We start from the raw sequence: 21881 nt of genomic DNA, 5'->3' as shown, positions 1-21881 counted from the left end.
CGGGGCGACGGCCGGTCAGACCCCGGCTTCGATGTCGCGGCCGGACTGCTGCCACGCCACGGTGCCGCCGGCCACCGACACGGCGTTGATGCCGCGTCCGGCGAGATAGCTGGCCGCCTGCGAACTGCGCCCTCCGACCGCACAGATCACATAGACGGTGTCGGCGTCCGGGATCTCGTCGGCGCGGGCGACGAACTCGCTGAGCGGGATGAGCGTCACGCCGGGCACCCGCACCTGCAGGTACTCGTCGCGCTCACGGACGTCGATGACGGGTGCACCGGCGGCGAGCGCGGTGTCCAATGCGGCCAGGCCGACCTCACGCATCCTGGTCGTTCCTCTCCGGGTTCGGGGCTGGTTCCGGTTTGCCGCGCCGTGCGAGGAGCCGGACTACCACGTAGACGACGGCCGCGCACACGGCGAGAAACCCCACCCACGGTAGCGCCACCCCCAAAGCGACCACCGACCCGGCCAGCGCCGAGCGCAACGCGTCCCATCCGGCGAGGACTCCGTCCCAGAAGCTGTCCCGGTCCGCGCGGCGCTCTGCCGAGATGTCCACGGTCAGGGTGGACAGCTCGATCTGGTCGGCGAGGTAGCGCTGCTGGGCGACGAGGCCGTCGAGTTCGCCCTGGCGCTGCGCCAGCGCGTTCTCGGCCTCGATGAGGTCGGCGGTGCTCGCGGCCGAGGCCATCAGTGCGCGCAGCCGGTCCACCGACGACTGCAGGGCCGCGATCCGCGCCTCGAGATCGGTGTACTGGAGCGTGACGTCCTCGCGGGTGGTCGTCAGGCTGGTCACCTCGCCGAGACCGCGGATGTCCTCGATCGTTCCGGTGAGCCGGTCCGCCGGCACCCGGACGGTCAGCATGCTGCCGGCGCCCGGCTGCTCGGTGACCGAATCCACCCGGCCGCCCGCGGCCTCGACGAGCGTCACCACCTGTCGTCCGGCCGCGATCGGATCGTCGGCACGCAGAACCAGGTGCCCGGTGACGATCTCCTTGCGCGCGGTGGCCTGCGCGTCCGCGGGCGCGGATTCGCGGGTGCCGTCGGACAGGGAGGGCTGCGGCGGCGCCCCGTCACCTGGCCCACCGTCAGCCGGCCCCTCGCCGCCTCCGGCGCATCCGGCCAGGAACCACGCGAGCAGGGCGAGCAGGAGCACCAGGGGGCGTCGCATGCCGCAGGATGCTAACGGAAGTCGCGGGACTTTCCGATGATGCGCAGATCCATGCGCTGCAACCGGTCCGCCACCACCGTCACCGCTCCCTCCGCGTTCTGCACCCGCCCGCGCACGAGCAGCGCCGGTGCGGTGTGCGCGAGCGTGCGGTACCGCGCCCACAAGCCGACGGAGCACACCACGTTCACCATCCCGGTCTCGTCCTCGAGATTGAGGAACGTCACGCCCTCGGCGGTCGCGGGACGCTGCCGGTGCGTGACCGCGCCGCCCACGAGCACCCGGGCCCCGTCGGGGACCTGCAGCAGCCGCGCCGCCGGCACGACGCCGAGCGCGTCGAGCTGCGGCCGCAGGAACTGGGTGGGGTAGCTGTCCGGGGAGACTCCCGTCGCCCACACGTCCGCGGCGGACAGTTCGACATCGCTCATGCCGGGCAGCGCGGGGGCCTGCGTCGAAGCGCCGACGCCGGGTAGCCGGTCGGGCCGCTGCGCCGCTGCGGCGCTCGCCGACCACAGCGCCTCCCGGCGGGTGATGCCGAAGCACCCGAGGGCGCCGGCCGTGGCGAGGGCCTCGGCCTGGGCGGTGCTCAGCTCGACGCGCCGGGACAGGTCCGGGAACGACGTGTACGGGCCGTGCGCCGTGCGCTCGGCGACGATCCGTTCGGCGAGCGCGTCACCGAGGTGGCGGACCGCGCCGAGGCCGAGACGCACCTCCCGGCCCCGGTTCTCGGTGGTGGCGTGGGCGAGGCCCACGTTCACGTCGGGCCCGTGGACCACGACACCGTGACGGCGGGCGTCGGCGACGAGGGACTGCGGCGAGTAGAACCCCATCGGCTGCGCGCGCAGCAGGCCCGCGCAGAACGCCGCCGGATGATGCAGCTTGAACCATGCGGAATAGAACACCAGGGCGGCGAAACTCTGCGAATGACTTTCGGGGAAACCGAAATTTGCGAAGGCATAGAGCTTCTCGTAGATGCGGTCGGCAACGTCGCCGGTGATGCCGTGCCGCTCGCGCATGCCGTCGTAGAGCCGGCCGCGCAGCCGTTCCATCTTCGCGGTGGAACGCTTGGCCCCCATCGCGCGCCGTAACCGGTCGGCCTCGGCGGCCGTGAACCCGGCGGCGTCGACAGCCATCTGCATCAGCTGTTCCTGGAACAGCGGGACCCCGAGGGTGCGTTTCAGGGCCTTCTCGAGGCAGGGGTGGTCGTAGGTGACGGGCTCGAGCCCGTTGCGGCGCCGGATGTACGGGTGCACGGACCCGCCCTGGATGGGACCGGGCCGGATGAGCGCCACCTCGACCACCAGGTCGTAGAAGACGCGCGGCTTCAGGCGCGGGAGGGTGGCCATCTGCGCGCGGGACTCGACCTGGAACACCCCGACGGCGTCGGCACGGCGCAGCATCTCGTACACCCCCTCCTCGGCGAGGTCGAGACGAGCGAGATCCACCGTGATCCCCTCGTGCTCGGCGACGAGGTCGATCATGTAGTGCAGCGCGGAGAGCATGCCCAGTCCGAGCAGGTCGAACTTGACCAGTCCCGCGGCCGCGCAGTCGTCCTTGTCCCACTGCAGCACGGTGCGGCCCGCCATGCGGGCCCATTCGACGGGGCACACGTCGGCGACGGGACGGTCGCAGATCACCATCCCGCCGGAGTGGATGCCGAGATGGCGCGGCAGGCCCTCGACCTGGGCGGCGAGCTCGAGGACGGGCGGGGGGATGTCGGTGTCGGTCTCCTGTTCCACGCCGTGCCACCGGGTGACCTGCCGGCTCCAGGCGTCCTGCTGGCCCTGCGCATAGCCGAGGGCCCGCGCCATGTCGCGGACGGCGGACTTGCCGCGGTAGGTGACGACGTTGGCGACCTGGGCGGCGTGCATGCGCCCGTACTTGGCGTAGACGTGCTGGATGGCTTCCTCGCGGCGGTCGGATTCGATGTCGATGTCGATGTCGGGGGGGCCGTCGCGCTCCGGGGAGAGGAATCGTTCGAAGAGCAGCTCGTTGCGGACCGGGTCGACGTTGGTGATGCCGATGGCGTAGCAGACGGCGGAGTTGGCGGCCGAACCTCGCCCCTGGCAGAGGATGTCGTTGTCCTTGCAGAAGGTGACGATGTCGTGCACCACGAGGAAGTAGCCGGGGAAGTTCAGCCGGCCGATGACGTCGAGTTCGTGCTCGATCTGCCGGTAGGCCGCCGGGTTGTCCTCGGGGGCGCCGTAGCGGTGCCGCGCCCCGCTCAGGGCGAGTTCGCGCAGCCGGCTGAGTTCGGTGTGCCCCTCGGGTACGTCGAACGGGGGCAGGTTCGGGGCGATGAGCCGCAGGTCGAAGGCACAGTCGCGGGCGAGTTCGGCGGCACGACGGACGGCGCCGGGGTGGGCGGCGAACAGTCGTGCCATCTCGGCGCCGGAACGCAGGTGGGCGCCACCGGTCGGGAGGAGCCGCCCCGCGGCCTCGTCGAGACTCTGCCGGTCGTGGATGGCGGCCAGAGCCGTCGCCAGACGCCGGCGGTGCGGCGTGGCGTAGTGGGCCGCCGTGCTGGCGATACACGAAAGGCCTTGATTGTCGGCAAGTTCCGCGAGCAGCGCGTTGCGCTCGTCGTCCTCGGGGAGGCCGTGGTGAGTGAGCTCGACCGTGACACGATCGGCGCCGAAGCGCTCGACGAGGTCGCGCAGTGCCGTCCCCGCCGCCTCGGGCCCCCCGACCTCGAGTGCCCGGCGGACGTGTCCGCGGCGGCAGCCGGTGAGAATCTGCCAGTGCCCGCCGGCCGCACCGGTGAGCGCGTCGTAGTCGTAGCGGGGCCTGCCCTTCTCCCCGCCCGCCAGGTGCGCGGCGGCAATCTCGCGGGACAACCGCCGATACCCCTCCTGCCCCCGCGCAAGGACCAGCAGGTGCGTCTCGTCCGCCGATCCGGCATCGAGGGAGAGCTCGGCACCGAACACGGTACGCATCCCCAGCTCGCGGGCGGCCTCGGCGAAGCGCACGACGCCGTAGAGGCCGTCGTGATCGGTGAGCGCAACGGCTTCGAGGCCGAGACGCACCGCCTCCTCCACGAATTCCTCGGGGCCGGAAGCGCCGTCGAGGAAGCTGAACGCCGAGTGGGCGTGCAGTTCGGCGTAGGGCACGGTAGGCCCGTCGGGCGGCCGGACACGCGGTTCGTACTCCCCCCGGGTGCGCGACCAGGCGGGACTGTCGCTGCCGTCACCGGGGAACTCCGCGTCGCGCCGGGGCCGGCCCGACAGCACGCGTTCGAGCTCCGACCAGGTCGGCGGGCCACTCCCCCACCCCATCCGTCACCGCCTTCGGGTCGACCTCCTGCGCTCATCGTACATATGTTCGATTGGCCGGCCGACCACCCGCGGACGACGGTCACCGCCGCAGTTCCGCCGACGTCTCCAGCCGCCCCAGTTTGTGTGGGTTGTTGATCGCGTAGAGGCGGGTGATCCGGCCGCCCTCGACCACCAGACTCACTGCAGCGGCAGCGCCCTCGACCTCGAATCGTGCGCCCGGCATCCCGTTGAGCCAGGTGCCGGCCGCCACGAAGCCCGGGGCCTTGGCCAAGCGGATCAGCAACGCCGCCAGTTTCTCGGCTCCGGCGATCGGCTTCCGGGCAGCCGGCACCACCCCGCCGCCGTCGGCGATCGCCACCACGTCCGGGGCGAGCACCTCCATCAGAGCCTGCATGTCCCCCGTCGAGAGGGCAGTCATGAACGTCTCGACGACTGCCAGCTGCTCGGCCGGGTCCACCCGCATCCGCGGCCGCCGCGCCGTGACATGCCGGCGGGCACGGTGCGCGATCTGCCGGACCGCGGCCGGGGTCTTACCCACCACCTCGGCGATCTCGTCGTACGGCGTATCGAACACCTCACGCAGCACGAACACTGCCCGCTCGACCGGACCGAGGGTCTCCAGCACGGTGAGCATCGCGATCGAGACGCTCTCGGCGAGCTCGGCGTCCTCGGCCACATCGGGACTGGTGAGCAGCGGCTCGGGCAGCCATTCCCCGACGTACTCCTCGCGTTGCCGCGCCAGTGCCCGCAGCCGGTTGAGCGCCAGCCGAGTGACGATCCGGACCAGATAGGCCCGTGCGTCCCGCACCTCCGTCCGGTCCACGTCGGCCCACCGCAGCCACGTCTCCTGGACGACGTCCTCGGCGTCGGCAGCAGAGCCGAGCATCTCGTAGGCGACGGTGAAGAGCAGGTTGCGGTGGGCGACGAACGGGTCGTCGGTCATGCCTTCGACGCTACGGCGAGCGGCGCGAGGTTGCAGGCGGCGGAAAACCCCTGCGACTCGATGCCGAGTGCAGTGTTGGAGCGGGTCATGAAGTTCGTCAGCGCGATGTACGCGGTCAGCTCCACCATCGCGGCCGGACCGAGCGCCTCCAGCAGCCGGGCCGACAACTCGTCGGTGACCGTCGGCGGGGTCTGCGTCATCGCCTCGGCGTACTCCATGACGTCGCGCTCCAGCGGCGTGAAGACATCCGACTCGCGCCACCGCGGCACCTCACGCGCCTTCGCCACGTCCAGCCCCTTGTTGTGGGCATGGAAGTAGCCGAGGTCCAGACAGAAGCTGCATCCGACCAGGCTGGCCACCGCCATGTGGGCGAACGACTTCAGGTTCTCGTCACACCGGTCCCACTTCTGAATCCGGCGACCGACCCCGAAGCTGAAGTTCAGCACTTTCCGGTTGTGCCACATCACCCCCACCGCCTCGGGCACGTCGCCGAGCATCCTTCGGGACATCCGCTTGACGAGCGCGCCGTAGATGCCGGTCAGCTCCGCCTTCGGGATCCTGGTGCTGCTGGTCATGATTCCTCCTTCGGTTATGTGCTCTCGGCATGGAGACACCGGCCACGAATCGAATGTGACATCCGAGCCGGAAATCGTTGCCGCGGGCGGCCGAACCGAGGAGGACGAATATGCACGCGGCCGGCGGCAAGCCGATCGAACCACCGCGAAGAGGACACCATCGAGCACCTCATCGCCCGGGTTCGCGCCGGACAGGGCCGCCAGGCCGTCGAGGACTCGCCGAAGGAAGCCGCCGAACCCCACCGCTTGTTCCCTGGGTGGTCCGTCACCGCCGATGCGGTGAGGACTTGCCGGCGGCGACGGGGTTGTGCGCCGGATAGGCGTGGACGAGCGCAGTGGACAGTTTCGGCACCGCATGGGTGAGGGTGTGTTCGGCCTCGTGCGCCAACCGGTGCGCGTCGGCCAGGCTCGTGTCGGCATCGATGTCGAGTTCGACGTCGGCATGCAACCGGTGCCCGATCCACCGCATCCGCACACTGCGCACGCTGCGCACGCCGGGCTCTTCGGACAACGATCTTTCGGCGGCATCGACGAGTTCGGGATCGATCCCGTCCATCAACCGCCGGAACACATCCCGCACCGCGGTGCGCAGGACCACGAGGATCGCGACGGTGATGACCAGTCCGACGATCGGGTCGGCCAGCGGGAACCCGAGGGCCACGCCGCCGGCGCCGAGCAACACGGCAAGGGAGGTGAAACCGTCGGTGCGAGCATGCAGCCCGTCGGCGACCAGAGCGGCGGAGCCGATCCGGCGGCCGACGCGAATGCGGTAGAGCGCGACGAGTTCGTTGCCGACGAATCCGACGAGCCCGGCCAGGGCGACCCATCCGAGTTGCTGGATCGGGACGGGGTTGATCAGCCGACGCACCGCCTCGACCCCGGCGACCACCGCGGACAGGGTGATCATCGCGACCACGAACAGCCCGGCCAGGTCCTCGGCCCGCCCGAACCCGTAGGTGTAGCGACGGGTGGCGGCCCGGCGGCCGAGCGCGAACGCGATCCACAGCGGAATCGCCGTCAACGCGTCGGAGAAGTTGTGCACCGTGTCCGCGAACAGCGCGACCGACCCGGAGACGGCGACGACAGCCAACTGCGCGACCGCGGTGACAACCAGCGCGACCAGGCTGATCTTGACCGCCCGGATACCGATTTCGCTGGACTCGAGCGCGTCGTCGACACTGTCCGCCGCGTCGTGACTGTGCGGAGCGAACACCTCCCGCACCGCGGCACCCCACCGGCCACCGCGTTCGTGCCCATGCCCACGACCGTGGGTGTGGCTGTGGGTGTGAGTTGGCGGTTTCGGCGCGTGGCTCATGCTCGGCCACCTTCCGTGCGTGCCGGTGCGGGATCGACGCCTCGCTCGGCATGCAGAATCCGCAGATCGTCGCCGGTGCGGTGATGACCGGGAACGCCGGGCCCGGCATGCTCGGCATTGAACACCGCGTCGGTCACCAGTTGGCGGACGTGATCGTTCTCCAACCGGTAAATCACCTGGGTGCCCTCCTTCCGAGTGCGCACCAGCCGCGCCATCCGCAGCTTCGCCAGATGTTGCGACACCGACGGGGCGGGCTTCCCCACATGCTCGGCAAGGTCGTTGACCGACAACTCTCGATCCACCAACGCCCACAACACCTGGACTCGAGTGGAATCGGCCAGCATACGGAAGACCTCGACCACGAGATCGACCTGATCGCTCGGCAACCGCCGCCGACATGAATCATTATCTGCATTCATACGCAGATAATATCCAATACGGGTGATGGACTCCACGGAAGCGCAAGACGCCTCTTGACAACTACCCTGCACAAGCGGACATCAACGGGCGCCGACAGATCGAGACCGACCAGCACCGAGGGCGCCGATCACGAGGTCGACCGCCCACCGACGCAGATGCACTAACGAAACCGGACGATTGGTTTTTCGATGGTACGCTGAGAGCGCCTCCAGGGACAGACCTCCGGGACGTGGCGTGCGCCGCGGCACGGACGGGCCTCTGGTTGCACCGCAGGGAGCGGAGGGTGAGGTTCCGTTCGGGCAGGCTCGGGGGGCCGGCCCGAACGGAACACCCCCGTCCGCACCTAGGTCACGCATGCTGTGGGGGCGGACAACGAAGCGAGGAGTGGTGATGCCCCGGGACTCCGTCGGTGCACCGACCGTCGAATCGGCAGCGGCCCCGGCCGACGCGAACGAGCCGGCCGCGGCTTCCCCTGCCGGGCGCCCGGCCCAGCAGCGCGCGATCCGGACACGACAACAGATCCTCCTCGCCGCCGCGCAGTTGTTCGCCGACAACGGCATCCACGGCACGGCCCTGGCAGAGGCCGCAGCCTCGGCCGAAGTGACCAAGGGCGCACTGACCTTCCACTTCCCCACCAAGGACGCCTTGGTCCAGGCGTTGATCACCGAACAGGAACAGCGCACCCTCGCCACGATCGGCGCGGTCCTGCACACCGACGCCCCGGCGCTCGAGCAGCTGGTCGCGCTCACCCATGCGCTGGGCCGGTTGTTCACCGAGGACCTGATCGTCCAGGCCGGATTGCGGCTGACCGGCGAATACGAACGCGCCGATCCCGAGGCGTACCGAGGCTGGATCACAGTGTTCGAGAGCCTGTTCCGACGCGCCGCAGCCGAAGGCGAGCTGAGCACCCGACTGAACCCGACAGCGCACGCCCGGTTCCTCGTCTCCGCCGTCGCCGGGGTGAATCTCCTGTCGATGGTCCTCGCCGGCCGCGCGGACCTCGAGGTCCGCCTCGACCAGATGTGGGAGCTGTTGCTGCCCGGCATCGTCCGTGCCGACCGGCACGACCGGATCCCGGTGATCCGCACAGCACGCTGACGCTTTTCTCCTACCCGTCGGCGACGGGGCGGTAGGTGCAGACGTGCACGCCCGTCCCGCTGGTGACCGTGGAGACCAGCGCGAGCGTGCGCTGCACACCGTCGCCCGGGAAGATGGACTTTCCGCCGCCGAGGATCACCGGCTCGATCATGAGCCGCAGCTCGTCGACCAGCCCTTCGTGGAGCAGGGTCCGGACGAGAGTGGGGCTTCCCATGACCATCAGGTCGCCGCCGTCGGTCTCGTGCAGCTTCCGCACGGCTGCGACGACCTCATCGCCGGGGATCAGCGTGGTGTTGTTCCACGTCAGATCCGCGTCCCGCAACGTCCGGGACACGACGTACTTCGGGACGGCGTTCATCCGATCCGCGAACGGGTCGCCGGCCCGATCGGGCCACGCCGCGGCCATCGTCTGCCACGTGCGCCGCCCGAACAGCAGTGCCCCGGTACGGCCCATCGCCTCGTCGATGGCCGCCCCCATCACCTCCTCGTCGAAGAACGGGAACGACCAGCCGCCGTGGGCGAAGCCCCCGTCGGTGTCCTCCTCCGGTCCACCCGGCGCCTGCACGACGCCGTCCAGGCTCATGAACTCACTGACCACGATGCGCACGAGACTCGCTCCTGTTCCTCGACGGGGTGTACAGCGATACAGACCATCGCGTCACCCCGAAATCATCGCCTCTCCCGTCCCTCGTGCGCACCTTCGGCCTCGAACCGGGAGGAACTCGCGACGAGAAGGCGGTTCCCGCGGCATCGGCCGAGTAGCACGCCCGGCAACCGCCCGCTCGTCGCAGGAACCTCCCGTTCGGTCCGCCGAGTACCCAGGCGCGCCGGTCCCCTTCGGGGTTGTCCCCCATTCCGATTTCCGGTGTGCGCCCGGATGTGCCGCCGCGCCCGCCCCAGCAGTATCGATCTCGTGAAGCGGGTACTGCTGCAACTGTCCGGCGCCGTCGTCGCCGTGATCGTCCTCGTCACCGCGATCGCTGCCGGCGTCGTCGTGCACGCCTGGAACTCGACGGTGGTCGACACCACCGGGCAGGTCACCTTCGACCGTCCGCTGAACATCCCACCGCTCGCGGACAGCACGGTCACGCCCGACGGGGTCCGCGTGTTCGATCTGACCATGCAGCGCGGCACCACGGACATCGGTCGCGGTCCCGGTACCCGGACCTGGGGTGTCAACGGGTCGTACCTCGGGCCGACGCTGCGTGCCGGGCGCGGCGAGCAGGTGCGGGTGAACGTCACCAACGATCTCGGCGAGACCGGCACCCTGCACTGGCACGGCATGCACCTGCCGGCCGCGATGGACGGCGGCCCGCACCAGCCGATCGCCCCGGGGGCGACGTGGAGTCCGCAGTGGACGATCGACCAGCCCGCCGCAACGCTGTGGTATCACCCGCACCCGCACGGCGCCACCGCCGACCACGTCTACCGCGGGGTCGCCGGGATGTTCCTGCTCGACGACCCGGCCGGCGGCCCGTCCCTCCCCGATCGATACGGGATCGACGACATCCCACTCGTGGTGCAGGACAAGCGGTTCGACGGCGACCAGCTCGACACCGGTGGGCCGATGTTCGCCGCCGTCGGTCTCCTCGGCGACGAGATCGTCGTCAACGGCACCCCGCGGCCCTACCTCGACGTCGCCACCGAGCGGATCCGACTGCGGCTGCTGAACGCCTCCAACGCCCGCGTCTACAACTTCTCCTTCGACGCCGGCCTGCCGTTCCTGCTCATCGGCACCGACGGCGGCCTGCTCGAACGTCCGGCGCCGATGCGCCGCATCCAGCTCTCCCCCGGCGAGCGCGCCGAGATCGTCGTCGCGTTGCCCGCGGGCACGACGACCGTGCTCCGCAGCACGGCGCCGGACCTGGGCGCGGACTTCTGGCAGACCCGGTTCTCCGGCGGTGACGACGAGTTCGACGTCCTCGAACTGCGTGCCGCGCGGACCCTCGCGCCCAGCGCGCCGGTGCCCGGGGAACCGACCACCCCCGAGGATCTCGGCACACCCACCGTCACGCGACGCATCGATCTCACCGGCTCCGGCACCATCGACGGCCGCGAAATGGACATGGCGCGCCTCGACCACACCGTCGCCGCCGGCGCCACGGAGGTGTGGGAGGTCCGCAACAGCAGCGGCGCGATCCACAACTTCCACATCCACGGCACGAGCTTCCGCGTCCTCGGCGACGGCCATCCCGCGCTGTCCGGCCCGAAGGACACCGTATACATCGCGCCGGGGCACACCGTCCGGCTGCTGATGCGGTTCGCCGGCCGCCCCGGCCCGGCGACGCCGTACATGTACCACTGTCACCTGCTCCGGCACGAGGACAACGGCATGATGGGACAGTTCGTCGTCGTTGCCCCGGGCGAGGAGCCGAACGTGCCGCACGAACCGGCCGCCCACACCGCAGTCCACGAGTAGCGTGCGTCCCATGACGTCCGCGATCCGGATCGAGGGACTGGTCAAGCGATTCGGACGATTCACCGCGCTCGACGACCTCGATCTCGAGGTCGCCACCGGCGAGGTGCACGGCTTCCTCGGCCCCAACGGCGCCGGCAAGTCCACCACGCTGCGGGTCCTGCTGGGACTGCTCCGCCCGGACGCCGGGCACGTCGAACTGCTCGGCGGCGACCCCTGGCGCGACGTGGTGAGCCTGCACCGGCGGCTCGCCTACGTGCCCGGCGACGTGAGCCTGTGGCCCGGCATGACCGGCGGCGAGGCCGTCGACCTGCTCGGCCGGTTACGCGGCGGGCTCGACCGGCGCCGCCGCGCGGACCTGCTCGACCGGTTCGAACTCGATCCGACCAAGCGCGGCCGCACCTATTCGAAGGGCAACCGGCAGAAGGTCGCGCTCGTCGCGGCGCTGGCCTCGGACGTGGAGTTGTTGCTGCTCGACGAGCCGACCGCGGGGCTCGATCCGCTCATGTCCGCGGTGTTCCACGACGAGATCGCCCGGGAGAAGCAGCGCGGGCGGACGGTGCTGCTGTCGAGTCACATTCTCAGCGAGGTCGAGGCGCTCGCCGACCGGATGAGCATCATCCGCGACGGCCGGGTCGTCGAGACCGGCACCCTCGAGGACATGCGCGCGGACCTGCGGTCCACGATCGACGCGGTCCTCGCCGCGCCCGTGGCCGACCCGACGGCGCTGACGGCGCTGCCCGGGATCCACGACGTGCGGATCGACGGCCCGCGCGTGCACTGCGCGGTCGAGCACGGCCGCGCCGGCCCGGTGCTCGCCGCGCTGGGCCGCTACGACATCCGCAGCGTCACCGTCTCGCCGCCGTCGCTCGAGGAGCTGTTCCTGCGGCACTATCACCGGCACGGCCGGGACGGGCAGGCCCCGACGTGACGGCATCGTTGACGGGGATGCGGCCGCTGCTGCGGGCCACCGCCGAGCAGGACCGCGGCAACGTCGCGCCGTGGATCGTTCTCATCACGGCGCTGTCGGTGTCGTCGGTCCTCGCCTACGGCTGGGTGTTCCCGGACGCGTCGAGCCGGCGCACCCTCGATGCCACGCTCGGCGCGAACCCGGCTCTGCGGGTCGTGTTCGGTCCGGCTCGCGACCTGACGTACGCGGACGGGTTCAACGCGTGGCGGGCCGGGGCGCTCGGCGCGTTCTTCGCGGCCCTGATGGCGATCCTGGCCGTCACCCGCAACAGCCGCGCGCACGAGGATTCGGGCCAGGCCGAGCTCATCGCCTCCGGCGTCGTCGGCCGCCAGGCCCGGCTGGCGACGGCCGTCGCCTGGGCGGCGCTGGCCTCCGTCGCGCTCGGTGTCGTCTGCGCGGGCGCGACGATCCTCGTCGGCGGCGGTGTCGCCAACTCGATCACGCTGGCCGCGACGTTCACCGCGTCCGGGCTGGTGTTCGGCGCCCTCGCGGCGGTCACCGCCCAGCTCGGCTCCTACGCCCCCACTGCCAATACCCTCGCGATCGGGATCCTCGGAGCCTGCCTGCTGATCCGCGCCTACGTCGACGTGACCACTCCGGACGGATGGGCGATCTGGACGACCCCGCTCGGCTGGGTGCAGCAGGTCCGTCCCGCGTCGGGAAACGACTGGTGGCCGCTGGCGGCCTGCCTGACGCTGACGGCGGTGCTGCTGCTGGTCGCGTTCGTCGTACAGGCGCGACGGGACTTCGGAGTCGGCGTGATCGCGCCGTCACCCGGGCCTGCGGAGGGCGGCGCGGGGACGAGCGTGTGGGGCCTGGCGCTGCGGCTGCACCGCGGTGCGCTCGCTGCGTGGGCGACGGTGTTCGTGGCGCTCGGGGTGGTGTTCGGATTCATGTCCACCACGTTCGCCGATGTCTTCGCCGACAATCCGGCGCTCGGATCGTTGCTCGGGAGCGGCCGCGGCTCGCTCGTGTTCGGTTTCGTGGTGACGATGCTGCAGCTGATGGGCATCGTCGCCGCGGTGTTCGGGGTCCAGGTGATGATGCGGCTGCGCGCCGAGGAACTGGCGCTGCGGGTCGAACCGGTGCTGGCCGGGGCGCTGACCCGGACCCGGTACTTCGCGTCGCACGCCGGGATCGCGCTGCTCGCCCCCGCGGCGGCGCTGCTCGTGGGCGCGACGCTGTTCGCGTACGTCTCGTCGGCGCGGGGTGGACAGATTCCGGCCGGGGATCTGATCCGGCAGGCGCTCGTGACGATTCCGGCGGTGTGGGTGCTGGTCGGGCTGGCGGTCGCGGTGATCGGCGCCCGGCCCCAGGCGCGGATGCTCGGCTGGCTCGGTGTGGTCGCCGCATTCGCGCTGACGATCCTGGGGCCGCTGTTCCGGTTGTGGAACTGGATCCTGGGGATCAGTCCGTTCCGGCACGTGCCGGTGGTGACGGCGGCGCCGCCGCAGTGGCTCGGGTTCGCCGTGCTCACCGCCGTGGCCGCGCTGTTCGTCGCGGCGGGGTTCGCGGGGTTCCGGCGCCGGGACGTCGGCTGAGGACCGGACGCCACTACAGTCGCGGAGCATCGGGTCGTCACCGCGAACGGAGCACACCACATGAACCGTTGGTCCACATTCGTCGTCGACCGGCGCTGGTGGGTGCTCGGCTTGGCCGTCCTCGTCGTCGTGCTCGCCGGGGTCTGGGGCACCGGGGTGTTCGGCCGGCTCTCGCAGGGCGGGTTCTACGACCCCGGCAGCGAATCGGCCGAGGTGCAGCGCATCGTGGACGACAACTTCGGTCCGCAGACCGCCGACATCATCGCGATCTACACCCCGCCGCCCGGGCGCACCGTCGCCGACATCGGACCCGAGGTGACCGCGGTGCTCGACCGGTTCGCCGCCGAGGTTCCCACCCATGCGGTCGACTCCTACTGGTCGGCCGCGCCGCCGGCGAAGCAGCTGCTGCTGGCGAAGGACGGCGGCAGCGCGGCGGCGGCCGTCACCCTCGAGCCCGGCTCGGAGATCACCGTCACCACGTTCCAGGGCCTGCTGCCGAAGCTCGAGGTCCCCGGCGTCGACGCGCAGTTCGCGGGGAACTCGGTCGTCGGCGTCGCATTCACCACCCGGCTCGAGCGCGACCTGTTGTTCGCGGAGGCGATTGCGCTGCCGGTGACGCTGGTGCTGCTGGTGTTCATCTTCGGCGGTCTCGTCGCGGCGGCGGTCCCGGTGTTCGTCGGGGTCCTCGCCGTCCTCAGTGCCCTCGCCACGCTGCGCCTGCTCACGATGTACACCGACGTGAGCTCCTTCGCGCTGAACGTCACGTCCCTCATCGGGCTGGGCCTGGCGATCGACTACGGGCTGTTCATCGTCAGCCGCTTCCGGGAGGAACTCGACTCGGGTGCCGACCCGGCGACCGCGACCCGTCGCACCGTGCTCACCGCGGGCCGCACGGTGCTGTTCTCGGGGCTGCTGCTGATGTGCGCGTTCGCCGGAATGCTCGTCTTCCCGCAGGCGCTGCTGCGCTCGCTGGGCCTCGGCGCGATCGCCGCGGTGCTCAGCGCGGCGGTGCTCTCACTCACCGCGATCCCCGCGCTGCTGGCGATACTCGGGCACCGCATCAACGCACTGACGTGGCGGGAGGGCGCCGCGCGGCGGGGCGAGGCCCGGGCCCGGCGCTTCTGGGGGGCGGTGGTGACGAAGGTGATGCGCCGGCCGGCGCTGGTCGCGGTGACCATCACCGCCGGCCTGCTGCTGCTCGCCACGCCGCTGTTGCGCGCCTCCTTCGGGGAGATCGAGTACACGGCCTTGCCGGCGGGCGACCCGGCGCGTGCCGCCACCCAGACGCTGCTCGACGAATTCCCCTCCACCGGCAACGGCGTCACGCTCGTGCTGAGGGGTGACGAGGGCTCCGGGCCCGCCCCGGCCGTGGTCACGTCGGTGTCCCGCGCGGCGGCGGACGTGGACGGCGTCGCGCAGACCGTCACCGTCGCCTCGCGGAACGACGTCGTGGTGCTGCAGGCGCTGTACGCACAGGGCGTGGAGGAGACGCCGCGGGCCGGCGAGATCGTCCGGGAACTGCGGGATCTGCCGCCCCCGCCGGGCACCGACCTGCTCGTCGGTGGCGGCCGGGCGATGGTCGACGACAGCAACGCCGCGATAGCGCGGTCGATGCCGGCAATGATCGCGATCATGGTGCTCTCGACCCTCGTGCTGCTGTTCCTGGCATTCGGGTCCGTGGTGCTGCCGCTCAAGGCGGTGGCGATGGCGGGCCTGAGCCTGGCGGCCACGTTCGGCGTGCTCACCTGGGTGTTCCAGCTCGGGAACGGAGCGGAGTTGCTCGGCGTGACCCCCAGCCCGCTGGAGCCGAGCTTCGTGGTGCTGATCCTGGCGGTGGTGTTCGGCCTGTCCACCGACTACGAGGTGTTCCTCATGTCGCGCATGGTGGAGGCACGGGCCGCCGGGGCGAGCACGGAGGAGGCGGTGCGGTTCGGCACCGAACGCACCGGCCGGGTGGTGACCTCGGCGGCGCTGCTGCTGATCGTGGTGACCGGCGCCTTCACGATCTCGGGCCTGTCGATCATGCGGTTCCTGGGTGTGGGGATGATCCTCGCGCTGATCATCGACGCGACGGTGGTGCGGATGCTGCTGGTGCCGTCGCTGGTCAAGCTGATGGGCGAGGCGAACTGGTGGGCGCCGGCGTGGATGAAGCGGGTGCACGCGAAGGTCGGCATCGGACACTAGAATCCGTTCTTACCTTGCAGTAGGTTCGGGCCATGGCCACGTACCTCGTCACGGGCGGCACCGGCTTCCTCGGCACGCACGTGCTCGGGCGACTGCTCGCGACCCACCCGGACGCCGACGTCCATGTGCTGGTCCGGCCGGCGTCGCTGCCGAAGTTCGAGGCCCTCTCCGCGCGCCTGGAGGGTGGGACCCGGCTGCACCCGCTGCTCGGCGATCTCACCGAGCCGGGACTCGGACTCGAGGCCGCGACGATTCCGCCGGCCGAGCACGTCCTGCACCTCGGCGCCATCTACGACCTCACCGCCGGAGAGGAGCAGGCCACCACGAACGTGGCGGGCACCCGCGCGGTGATCGCCCTCGCGGAGAAGCTGGGCGCGACCCTGCACCACGTCTCGTCCGTGGCCGTCGCCGGTGATCACCGCGGCACGTTCGCCGAGGACGACCTCGACCTGGGCCAGCACTTCCCGTCGCCCTACCACCGCACCAAGTTCGAGGCCGAGAAGGCGGTCCGGGCGAGCCGGGTGCGCCGGCGCATCTACCGGCCGTCCGCGATCGTGGGCAGCTCCACCACCGGCGAGATCGACAAGATCGACGGCCCCTACTACTTCTTTCCCGCCCTGGCCGCGCTGGCGGCGCTGCCGTCGCGGCTGCCGCTGGTCCTGCCCGACCTCGGCGACACCAACCTGGTGCCGGTCGACTACGTCGCGGCCGCGATCGTCGAACTGATGCATCGTCCCGGACTGGACGGGCGCACCTTCCACCTCGTCTCCCGCCCGCAACCGGTCCGCGAGGTGTTCGCGGCGCTGGCCGCCGCGGCCGGGGCCCCCGTTCCCGTCGCCGGCGTGCCCGGCGCGCTGGCACGTCCGCTGTTGTCGATCACCGCGCTTCCCGGCCTGAAGACCGCCCGACGCCTCGCACTGCGACGGACGGGCATCCCACCGGTCGTGTTCGGCCAGCTGACCTTCCCGAGCCGGTTCGCCGACCGCAGCACCCGGGAAGCCCTGCGCGGCAGCGGCATCACGCTGCCCGAGTTCGCCGGCTACGCCCCCGTGCTGTGGCGCTACTGGCGCGAGCACCTCGACCCCGGCCGTGCCCGCCGCGACGATCCGCGTGGACCGCTCGTGGGACGGCACGTGCTGATCACCGGTGCCTCCTCGGGGATCGGACGGGCGAGCGCGATCGCCGCGGCCCGCGAGGGTGCCGTGGTCTTCGCCCTCGCCCGTCGCGCCGAGGCACTCGACGCGGTCGTCGCCGCGATCCGCGCGGGCGGCGGCAGCGCGTACACGTATCCGTGTGACCTCACCGACCCGGCGGCGGTGGAACGCACCGTGCAGGCGGTCCTCGCCGAGCACGACCACGTCGACATGCTCGTCAACAACGCGGGACGCTCCATCCGGCGCGGGCTGTACCACTCGACGGACCGGCTGCACGACTTCGAACGCACCATGGCGGTCAACTACTTCGGTGCGGTGCGGTTGACCCTGGCCCTGGTGCCGCACATGCGCGCACGGCGGTTCGGGCACATCGTGAACATCAGCACCGCCGGGGTGCAGGCCCGCACCCCGCGATACGCCGCGTACATCGCCTCGAAGTCCGCGCTCGAGGGGTTCGCCGACGTCGCCGCCTCCGAAACCCGGGACGACGGAATCACTTTCACCACCATTCACATGCCGCTCGTGCGCACCCCCATGATCGAACCCAGCGGGGCGTACAACCCGGGTCCGGCGATCAGCCCGGAGGACGCCGCGCGGATGGTGGTCCGGGCCCTCGTCGAACGGCCCAAACGCATCGATGTGCCGATCGGCACCCTCGGCGAGCTCGGCGGCATCTTCGCGCCGGGCCTGCGGGACCGGATGTTCTCGCTCTACTACCACGCCTACCCCGACGCGCCCGCCGCGCGCGGCGAGCAGTGCGCCTCCGCCGACGCACCCCCGCAGCCGCGGGCGCTGCCCCGTCCGGTGCTGCCGAACCCTGCGGTGCTGCGCCGGATCGGCCGGCTACTGCCCGGCGTGCACTGGTGAGGCGGCTGCGCCGCCGGTGTGTCCTTCGGGCGGTCCCGGCCGCCCGAAGGACACACCGCACTAGAGCGCAGTTGTCTCCGTCGCCATCAGCGGTCGCACCGGCTTCGGATCGGCGCCGCAGCTGACCGGACGCGGCGGCAACTGCCGGGTCTCGACCTGCACGCGCCAGCGGCGACCGTCGCGGTGCCGCACCACCGTTCCGGCGTCGCCCTCGTCGACGACGAGCGCGTCCGCATCCGCGGGCACCTGCCCCCGCACCGCGATCTCGGCGACCTGCCCGGCCGCGGACCAGCTGCTGCGCCCCCGCAACCCCGGCAGATACACCTCGCCGCGAGCGGCGGCCGCCACGGCGTCCCGGCTCTGCGCGACGTCGAGCCGGCCGTAGGTGTAGCCCGTGGGCAGCAGGATCAGCGACGGGGCGAAGCGGTGCCCGCCGGTGTGCGAACACTCCCACACGTCGTCGCCGAACTCCGCAGCCAGCGCCGCCGCCACGGGGCGCCCCAGCACGGCACAGCACCGGTCCCGTTTGCCGTGGGCGCACACCAGCGCGACGGGCCGGTCCTGCGCACGGCCGAGGCCGGGCGCCGGGCCGGCGACGATGCGCGGGATCAGGTCGAGCAGTTCCTTCGGCTCCCCGACCTCCAGCCGCTCGCACCAGCTGCCGCCCGGATCGGAGCGGGCCAGGAGCACGGTGCGGCCGTCGCCGCGGCGGGCGGTGTCACGACCGGGCCGCCGGACGAACAGGAACCGCACTCCGGCGGCGTCGGCCGCGGCCGAGATCTCGCCGGCGAGGCCGGGGCCGAGAGCGGTGCCGTCGAGGACGTCGCGCCCCCAGCCGGACGGCATCTCGAGGCACACCCAGCCGGGGGCGGTCGCCGCGGTGCCGGGCAGGGGCTCGTCCAGCGCGGAGGCCGCCGAGCAGGCAGGAGGAAAGGCAAGGCTCACCCGCCCATTGTGTCCGTTCGGGCTAGTCGTGGAAGCGACGGCCCTCCGCGAGCTGCTGCACGAAGGCCTCGATGCGGCGTGCCCGGGTCTCCGGGCGCTTCGCGGCCTGCAGCCGGTACACGATCGCGTACCGGTTGCGGCCGTCGAGCGTGTCGTAGAAGGCCTGCGCCGCGGGATTGCCCGCGAGGGCGTCGAGGAAGTCCTGCGGCACCTGCGCGGTCGCCTGGCCGGCGTAGGCGCGCTCCCAGCGGCCGTCGGCGCGGGCGCGGGCGACCTCGGCGGCCCCGGCCGGCGCGAGCCGGCCCTCTGCCTCGAACCGTTCGGCGAGCGCCCGGTTACGCTGCGACCAGGGGCTGCGGGCCCGGCGCGGAGTGATGCGCTGCAGCCGGAAGTCGTCGTCGAGCCTGCGTGCCTGACTGTCGATCCAGCCGTGGCACAGCAGTTCCTCGACCACCTCGGCGTAGGTCACCGACGGATGCGCCGATCCCTTCTTGGCGAGCTTGACCCAGATGCCGGGCGAGTCCGTGTGGTGCTCACGCAGCCAGGCGGCGAAGGACTCCCGGTCCGGGAAGTACTCGACGGGCAGCTCGTCGGCCATGATCATCTCCCCAGCCGGCGCAGGCCCGCCCGCGTCCCCAGGCCCAGGAAGCCCTGGGACAGGTAGGCGAGAGAGCCGAGCGCGAGCACCCACTTGACGGTGCTGACCGTCGTCGCCACCCGAACGGTGGTGTCGGTGATGCGGTCACGGTGGTCGAGCAGATACAGGCCCGCGGCGTTCTCGACGTAGTCCGCCGCCGCGGCCACCGCCGGAGCGACGGCGAGGACCCGGCGGGTGTGCGCGGGCACGGGCCGGTGCTCGGCGAGCGATCGCGCACCGGCCTGCAGTGCGATGGCAAAGATCAAGGGATGCACCAGATCCCAGTAATAGTGCCGGCGATACCGCGGGACGGTGTCCGCGTCGAGTCCGTCGAGAACGTTGCGGTATGTCGCCGCGGAGAAGGCGGCCTGGATCCGTCCCACCGCCGGCGCGGCGGGGCCGAGCACGCGGGCGATGTTCGCCTGCGACACCACGAATACCGCGGCGGCGGCCAACAGTCGACGGTCGGACGCGGTCCATGTCATGCGGCGATCCTAGCGGCTGCGCCGCAGCGCGAGCGCCCTGTCGGGCCGACGGCTCGTGGGTGCCCCGTTCCCGCCCTCCCCGATCCGGATCAGCACGTGGTGATGAACTGTGCCGGCGTGCACCGTGCCCTCGTGCGTCGTGCAGGGCTGCCCTGTGTGCGGGAGTCGAACCCGCGGCGCTGCCCTCCGCGCGCCTGAGGATACAAAAAGGTCGATTCACCGCGACCCACGGCGTGTGCTCGCTTCCGATTCGGGTACCCGCTGCCCACGATCACTCGTCGATCAGATCAACCTCCCAGTTCACGCGCTGGATCTCCATGTCCACCTGCCGGATCCGGCGGGCCAGGTCGTCGGTGGTGCGCCGCAGGTCCCGGACCGACAGCGCCGAGACGTATGCCAGTTCGGACCGGAGTTGTCGCCCGTATCGGTCCCTGCTGCCCGAGGCCGCGTCCGCGGCCGCGGTCAGCGCACGGTGCCGGGCCTGCAAGGCGTCCCGTTCGGCCAGCGCGTCGGTGAGCGTGCGGTCGCCGACGCGGGTGGCGGTGTTCGTCTTGTTGATCCGAGCGATCAGCAGCGCATGCCGATCGATGGCGTCGGTGAGTTGGTCGAGGAGCTCGCCGGCATTCTCGGCGGGCTCCTCACCCTCCTGGTACCGGGCGTTGGCCACGATCCGGGTGCCGAGCTGCTCGATCCGCCGTTTCAGCTCGCCTCGCTCGGCGAGTGCCTCTGCCAACCGCATGGCGTCGAATCGTAGACGACCGGTCGTGTTCATGTGAACCCGGTTTCCGGCACCGTCGAGACCACCCAGCCGGGCGGAAATACCGTGTCCCACGTTCCGGTCCGCGAACGGCCCTGCCACGTCGGCGTGCCCGGGGGTGAGCTGCGGTACAGGCCGCGCGCGGCGGCAAGAGTGCGGTCGTACTGAGTCGGCCAACCGATGTCGGCGGCGAGCTGCTCGAGGACGGTGCGATCTCGGCTCAACGCCCGCTCGGTGTGCGCCAACGCGGGCAGCGAATCCCGCTTGTCGGTGTTGCAACCTCCGCAGGCGAGTACGAGATTGGCCAGCCCGTCGAGAGGCACCCGGGACCACGGTAGCACGTGGTCAACCGGATTTCCATCGGAAAGGCTTGTCGCACAATAGAAACACTGCGTTCCGAAGGCCTCGCGCAGCGCCACGCGCGGCTTCGCGAGCGAGACGCGGTCGCGGCCGAACAGGTGCCCCGCGATGTCGGGAACGTCCTCGTCGAGAAAGGCGTTGTAGCGGCACACGTCCTGAACCCACAGGATCTCCAGTGTCGGGGTGAGCAGACCGGACAGGCGGGCCAGCGCCGCCGCGACCCCCGGAAACAGGCGGATTACGCCACCGTGCCGGGCAATCGCCGCTCGGGTGATTCCGGAGTGCAACCAGGAGTCGTCGTAGAGGAACGGTTCGCCACGTCCGCCCGGTAGCCGCTGCAGCCGGTACAGCGGTTGCTGCGCCAGTGTGAGCGCGACCTCCGCGACAGCCTCGCGGTACAAGTCGGGCATCCGCAGCCTCGCGATGGACAGGCCGACCACCCCGCCGGCGTTCGCCGCACCGCGCAGCACCTCCACCGCCGTCAGGATCCGAGCCTTCGGCTGCGAGGACTGGCGCAACCGGTGCCCGTCGAACGGACGGACCTGGGGCCAGTACAGGTCGATCACCCGCTCGGCCAGGGCGTCGATCGGCACGTCGAGTGCCGCGGCCGGGTCCGCCGGCAGATGTTCGACGCAGAAGCCGACAAGTGCCGAAAGGGTCGCAAGCTTGTAAGTGGCGGTCCGGGCACCGGTCTCGAGGACGGCGACGACGCGCTGACCGAGCGCGAGGGCGTCCGTGGGTGGTCCGGTACCGTCCACCCCGCCACGGTAGCGC

Annotated in this window: 19 protein-coding genes; 6 read left to right on the top strand and 13 right to left on the bottom strand. The window is 71.3% G+C overall.

Annotated features, from left to right (window positions below):
* Positions 1-15: 15 nt before the first annotated feature.
* From OCS65_RS10980 to OCS65_RS10950, 7 genes are all read right to left on the bottom strand, one after another.
* Entirely contained in the window at positions 16-324 is a 309-nt protein-coding gene (locus OCS65_RS10980; RefSeq protein WP_006945846.1) for a rhodanese-like domain-containing protein, read from the bottom strand.
* Entirely contained in the window at positions 317-1168 is an 852-nt protein-coding gene (locus OCS65_RS10975) for a DUF4349 domain-containing protein (protein ID WP_006945844.1), read from the bottom strand. Before OCS65_RS10975 ends, OCS65_RS10980 begins: the two co-directional genes overlap by 8 nt.
* A gap of 11 nt (positions 1169-1179) precedes the next feature.
* Positions 1180-4440, bottom strand: coding sequence for an error-prone DNA polymerase (locus OCS65_RS10970; protein WP_065922364.1), 3261 nt, complete (start codon positions 4438-4440; stop codon positions 1180-1182).
* 79 nt (positions 4441-4519) lie between these two features.
* A complete protein-coding gene (locus OCS65_RS10965) occupies positions 4520-5383 on the bottom strand; it encodes an RNA polymerase sigma-70 factor (RefSeq protein ID WP_029544753.1) in 864 nt (287 codons plus the stop codon).
* Entirely contained in the window at positions 5380-5958 is a 579-nt protein-coding gene (locus tag OCS65_RS10960) for a carboxymuconolactone decarboxylase family protein (protein WP_029544755.1), read from the bottom strand. The genes OCS65_RS10965 and OCS65_RS10960 overlap by 4 nt, the downstream gene beginning before the upstream one ends.
* A gap of 265 nt (positions 5959-6223) precedes the next feature.
* Positions 6224-7273 carry a cation diffusion facilitator family transporter gene (locus OCS65_RS10955; protein WP_050035505.1) on the bottom strand — a complete coding sequence of 350 codons (1050 nt, stop codon included), beginning with the start codon at positions 7271-7273 and terminating at the stop codon, positions 6224-6226.
* The gene (locus OCS65_RS10950; protein WP_029544759.1) at positions 7270-7692 is read right to left on the bottom strand and encodes an ArsR/SmtB family transcription factor; all 423 of its coding nucleotides are present in this window, start codon (positions 7690-7692) and stop codon (positions 7270-7272) included. Before OCS65_RS10950 ends, OCS65_RS10955 begins: the two co-directional genes overlap by 4 nt.
* Positions 7693-8083: 391 nt before the next feature.
* Here OCS65_RS10950 and OCS65_RS10945 point away from each other — a divergent pair, with 391 nt between their 5' ends.
* On the top strand, positions 8084-8791 hold the full coding sequence (locus OCS65_RS10945; RefSeq protein ID WP_065923427.1) for a ScbR family autoregulator-binding transcription factor: 708 nt from the start codon (positions 8084-8086) through the stop codon (positions 8789-8791).
* A gap of 10 nt (positions 8792-8801) precedes the next feature.
* Here OCS65_RS10945 and OCS65_RS10940 read toward each other — a convergent pair whose 3' ends face one another.
* A complete protein-coding gene (locus OCS65_RS10940) occupies positions 8802-9398 on the bottom strand; it encodes a dihydrofolate reductase family protein (RefSeq protein ID WP_050035506.1) in 597 nt (198 codons plus the stop codon).
* 270 nt (positions 9399-9668) lie between these two features.
* Between OCS65_RS10940 and OCS65_RS10935 the strand changes: the two genes are divergently transcribed.
* The 5 genes from OCS65_RS10935 to OCS65_RS10915 are packed head-to-tail and all read left to right on the top strand — an operon-like array spanning position 9669 to position 17923.
* A complete protein-coding gene (locus OCS65_RS10935) occupies positions 9669-11210 on the top strand; it encodes a multicopper oxidase family protein (protein WP_050035507.1) in 1542 nt (513 codons plus the stop codon).
* A gap of 10 nt (positions 11211-11220) precedes the next feature.
* Positions 11221-12138: an ABC transporter ATP-binding protein gene (locus OCS65_RS10930; protein WP_050035508.1), complete on the top strand. Its 918-nt coding sequence runs from the start codon at positions 11221-11223 to the stop codon at positions 12136-12138.
* On the top strand, positions 12135-13718 hold the full coding sequence (locus OCS65_RS10925) for an ABC transporter permease (RefSeq protein ID WP_231772665.1): 1584 nt from the start codon (positions 12135-12137) through the stop codon (positions 13716-13718). Before OCS65_RS10930 ends, OCS65_RS10925 begins: the two co-directional genes overlap by 4 nt.
* Before the next feature lie 60 nt (positions 13719-13778).
* Positions 13779-15902, top strand: coding sequence for an MMPL family transporter (locus OCS65_RS10920; RefSeq protein WP_006945823.1), 2124 nt, complete (start codon positions 13779-13781; stop codon positions 15900-15902).
* 32 nt (positions 15903-15934) lie between these two features.
* Positions 15935-17923: an SDR family oxidoreductase gene (locus OCS65_RS10915; RefSeq protein ID WP_065922363.1), complete on the top strand. Its 1989-nt coding sequence runs from the start codon at positions 15935-15937 to the stop codon at positions 17921-17923.
* A gap of 60 nt (positions 17924-17983) precedes the next feature.
* Here OCS65_RS10915 and OCS65_RS10910 read toward each other — a convergent pair whose 3' ends face one another.
* The 5 genes from OCS65_RS10910 to OCS65_RS10890 all read right to left on the bottom strand — a co-directional run bounded on the left by OCS65_RS10910 (position 17984) and on the right by OCS65_RS10890 (position 21865).
* Complete coding sequence (locus OCS65_RS10910) at positions 17984-18868, bottom strand: sucrase ferredoxin (RefSeq protein WP_185712872.1); 885 nt, start codon at positions 18866-18868, stop codon at positions 17984-17986.
* Between the two features lie 22 nt (positions 18869-18890).
* A complete protein-coding gene (locus OCS65_RS10905; protein ID WP_006945818.1) occupies positions 18891-19466 on the bottom strand; it encodes a YdeI/OmpD-associated family protein in 576 nt (191 codons plus the stop codon).
* Between the two features lie 2 nt (positions 19467-19468).
* Positions 19469-19990 (bottom strand): hypothetical protein, encoded by a 522-nt coding sequence (locus OCS65_RS10900; protein WP_065922362.1) that lies wholly within the window; start codon positions 19988-19990, stop codon positions 19469-19471.
* 271 nt (positions 19991-20261) lie between these two features.
* Entirely contained in the window at positions 20262-20729 is a 468-nt protein-coding gene (locus OCS65_RS10895) for a DIP1984 family protein (RefSeq protein ID WP_029544765.1), read from the bottom strand.
* Positions 20730-20758: 29 nt separating this feature from the next.
* The gene (locus OCS65_RS10890) at positions 20759-21865 is read right to left on the bottom strand and encodes an HNH endonuclease (RefSeq protein WP_065922361.1); all 1107 of its coding nucleotides are present in this window, start codon (positions 21863-21865) and stop codon (positions 20759-20761) included.
* Positions 21866-21881: the final 16 nt, after the last annotated feature.

This window comes from Rhodococcus aetherivorans (assembly GCF_025722975.1).
In the GTDB taxonomy this organism is placed as follows: Bacteria; Actinomycetota; Actinomycetes; order Mycobacteriales; family Mycobacteriaceae; genus Rhodococcus; species Rhodococcus aetherivorans.
The sequence above is the reverse complement of the archived record's forward strand: the minus strand, read 5'-3'. Positions and strand labels throughout refer to the sequence as shown.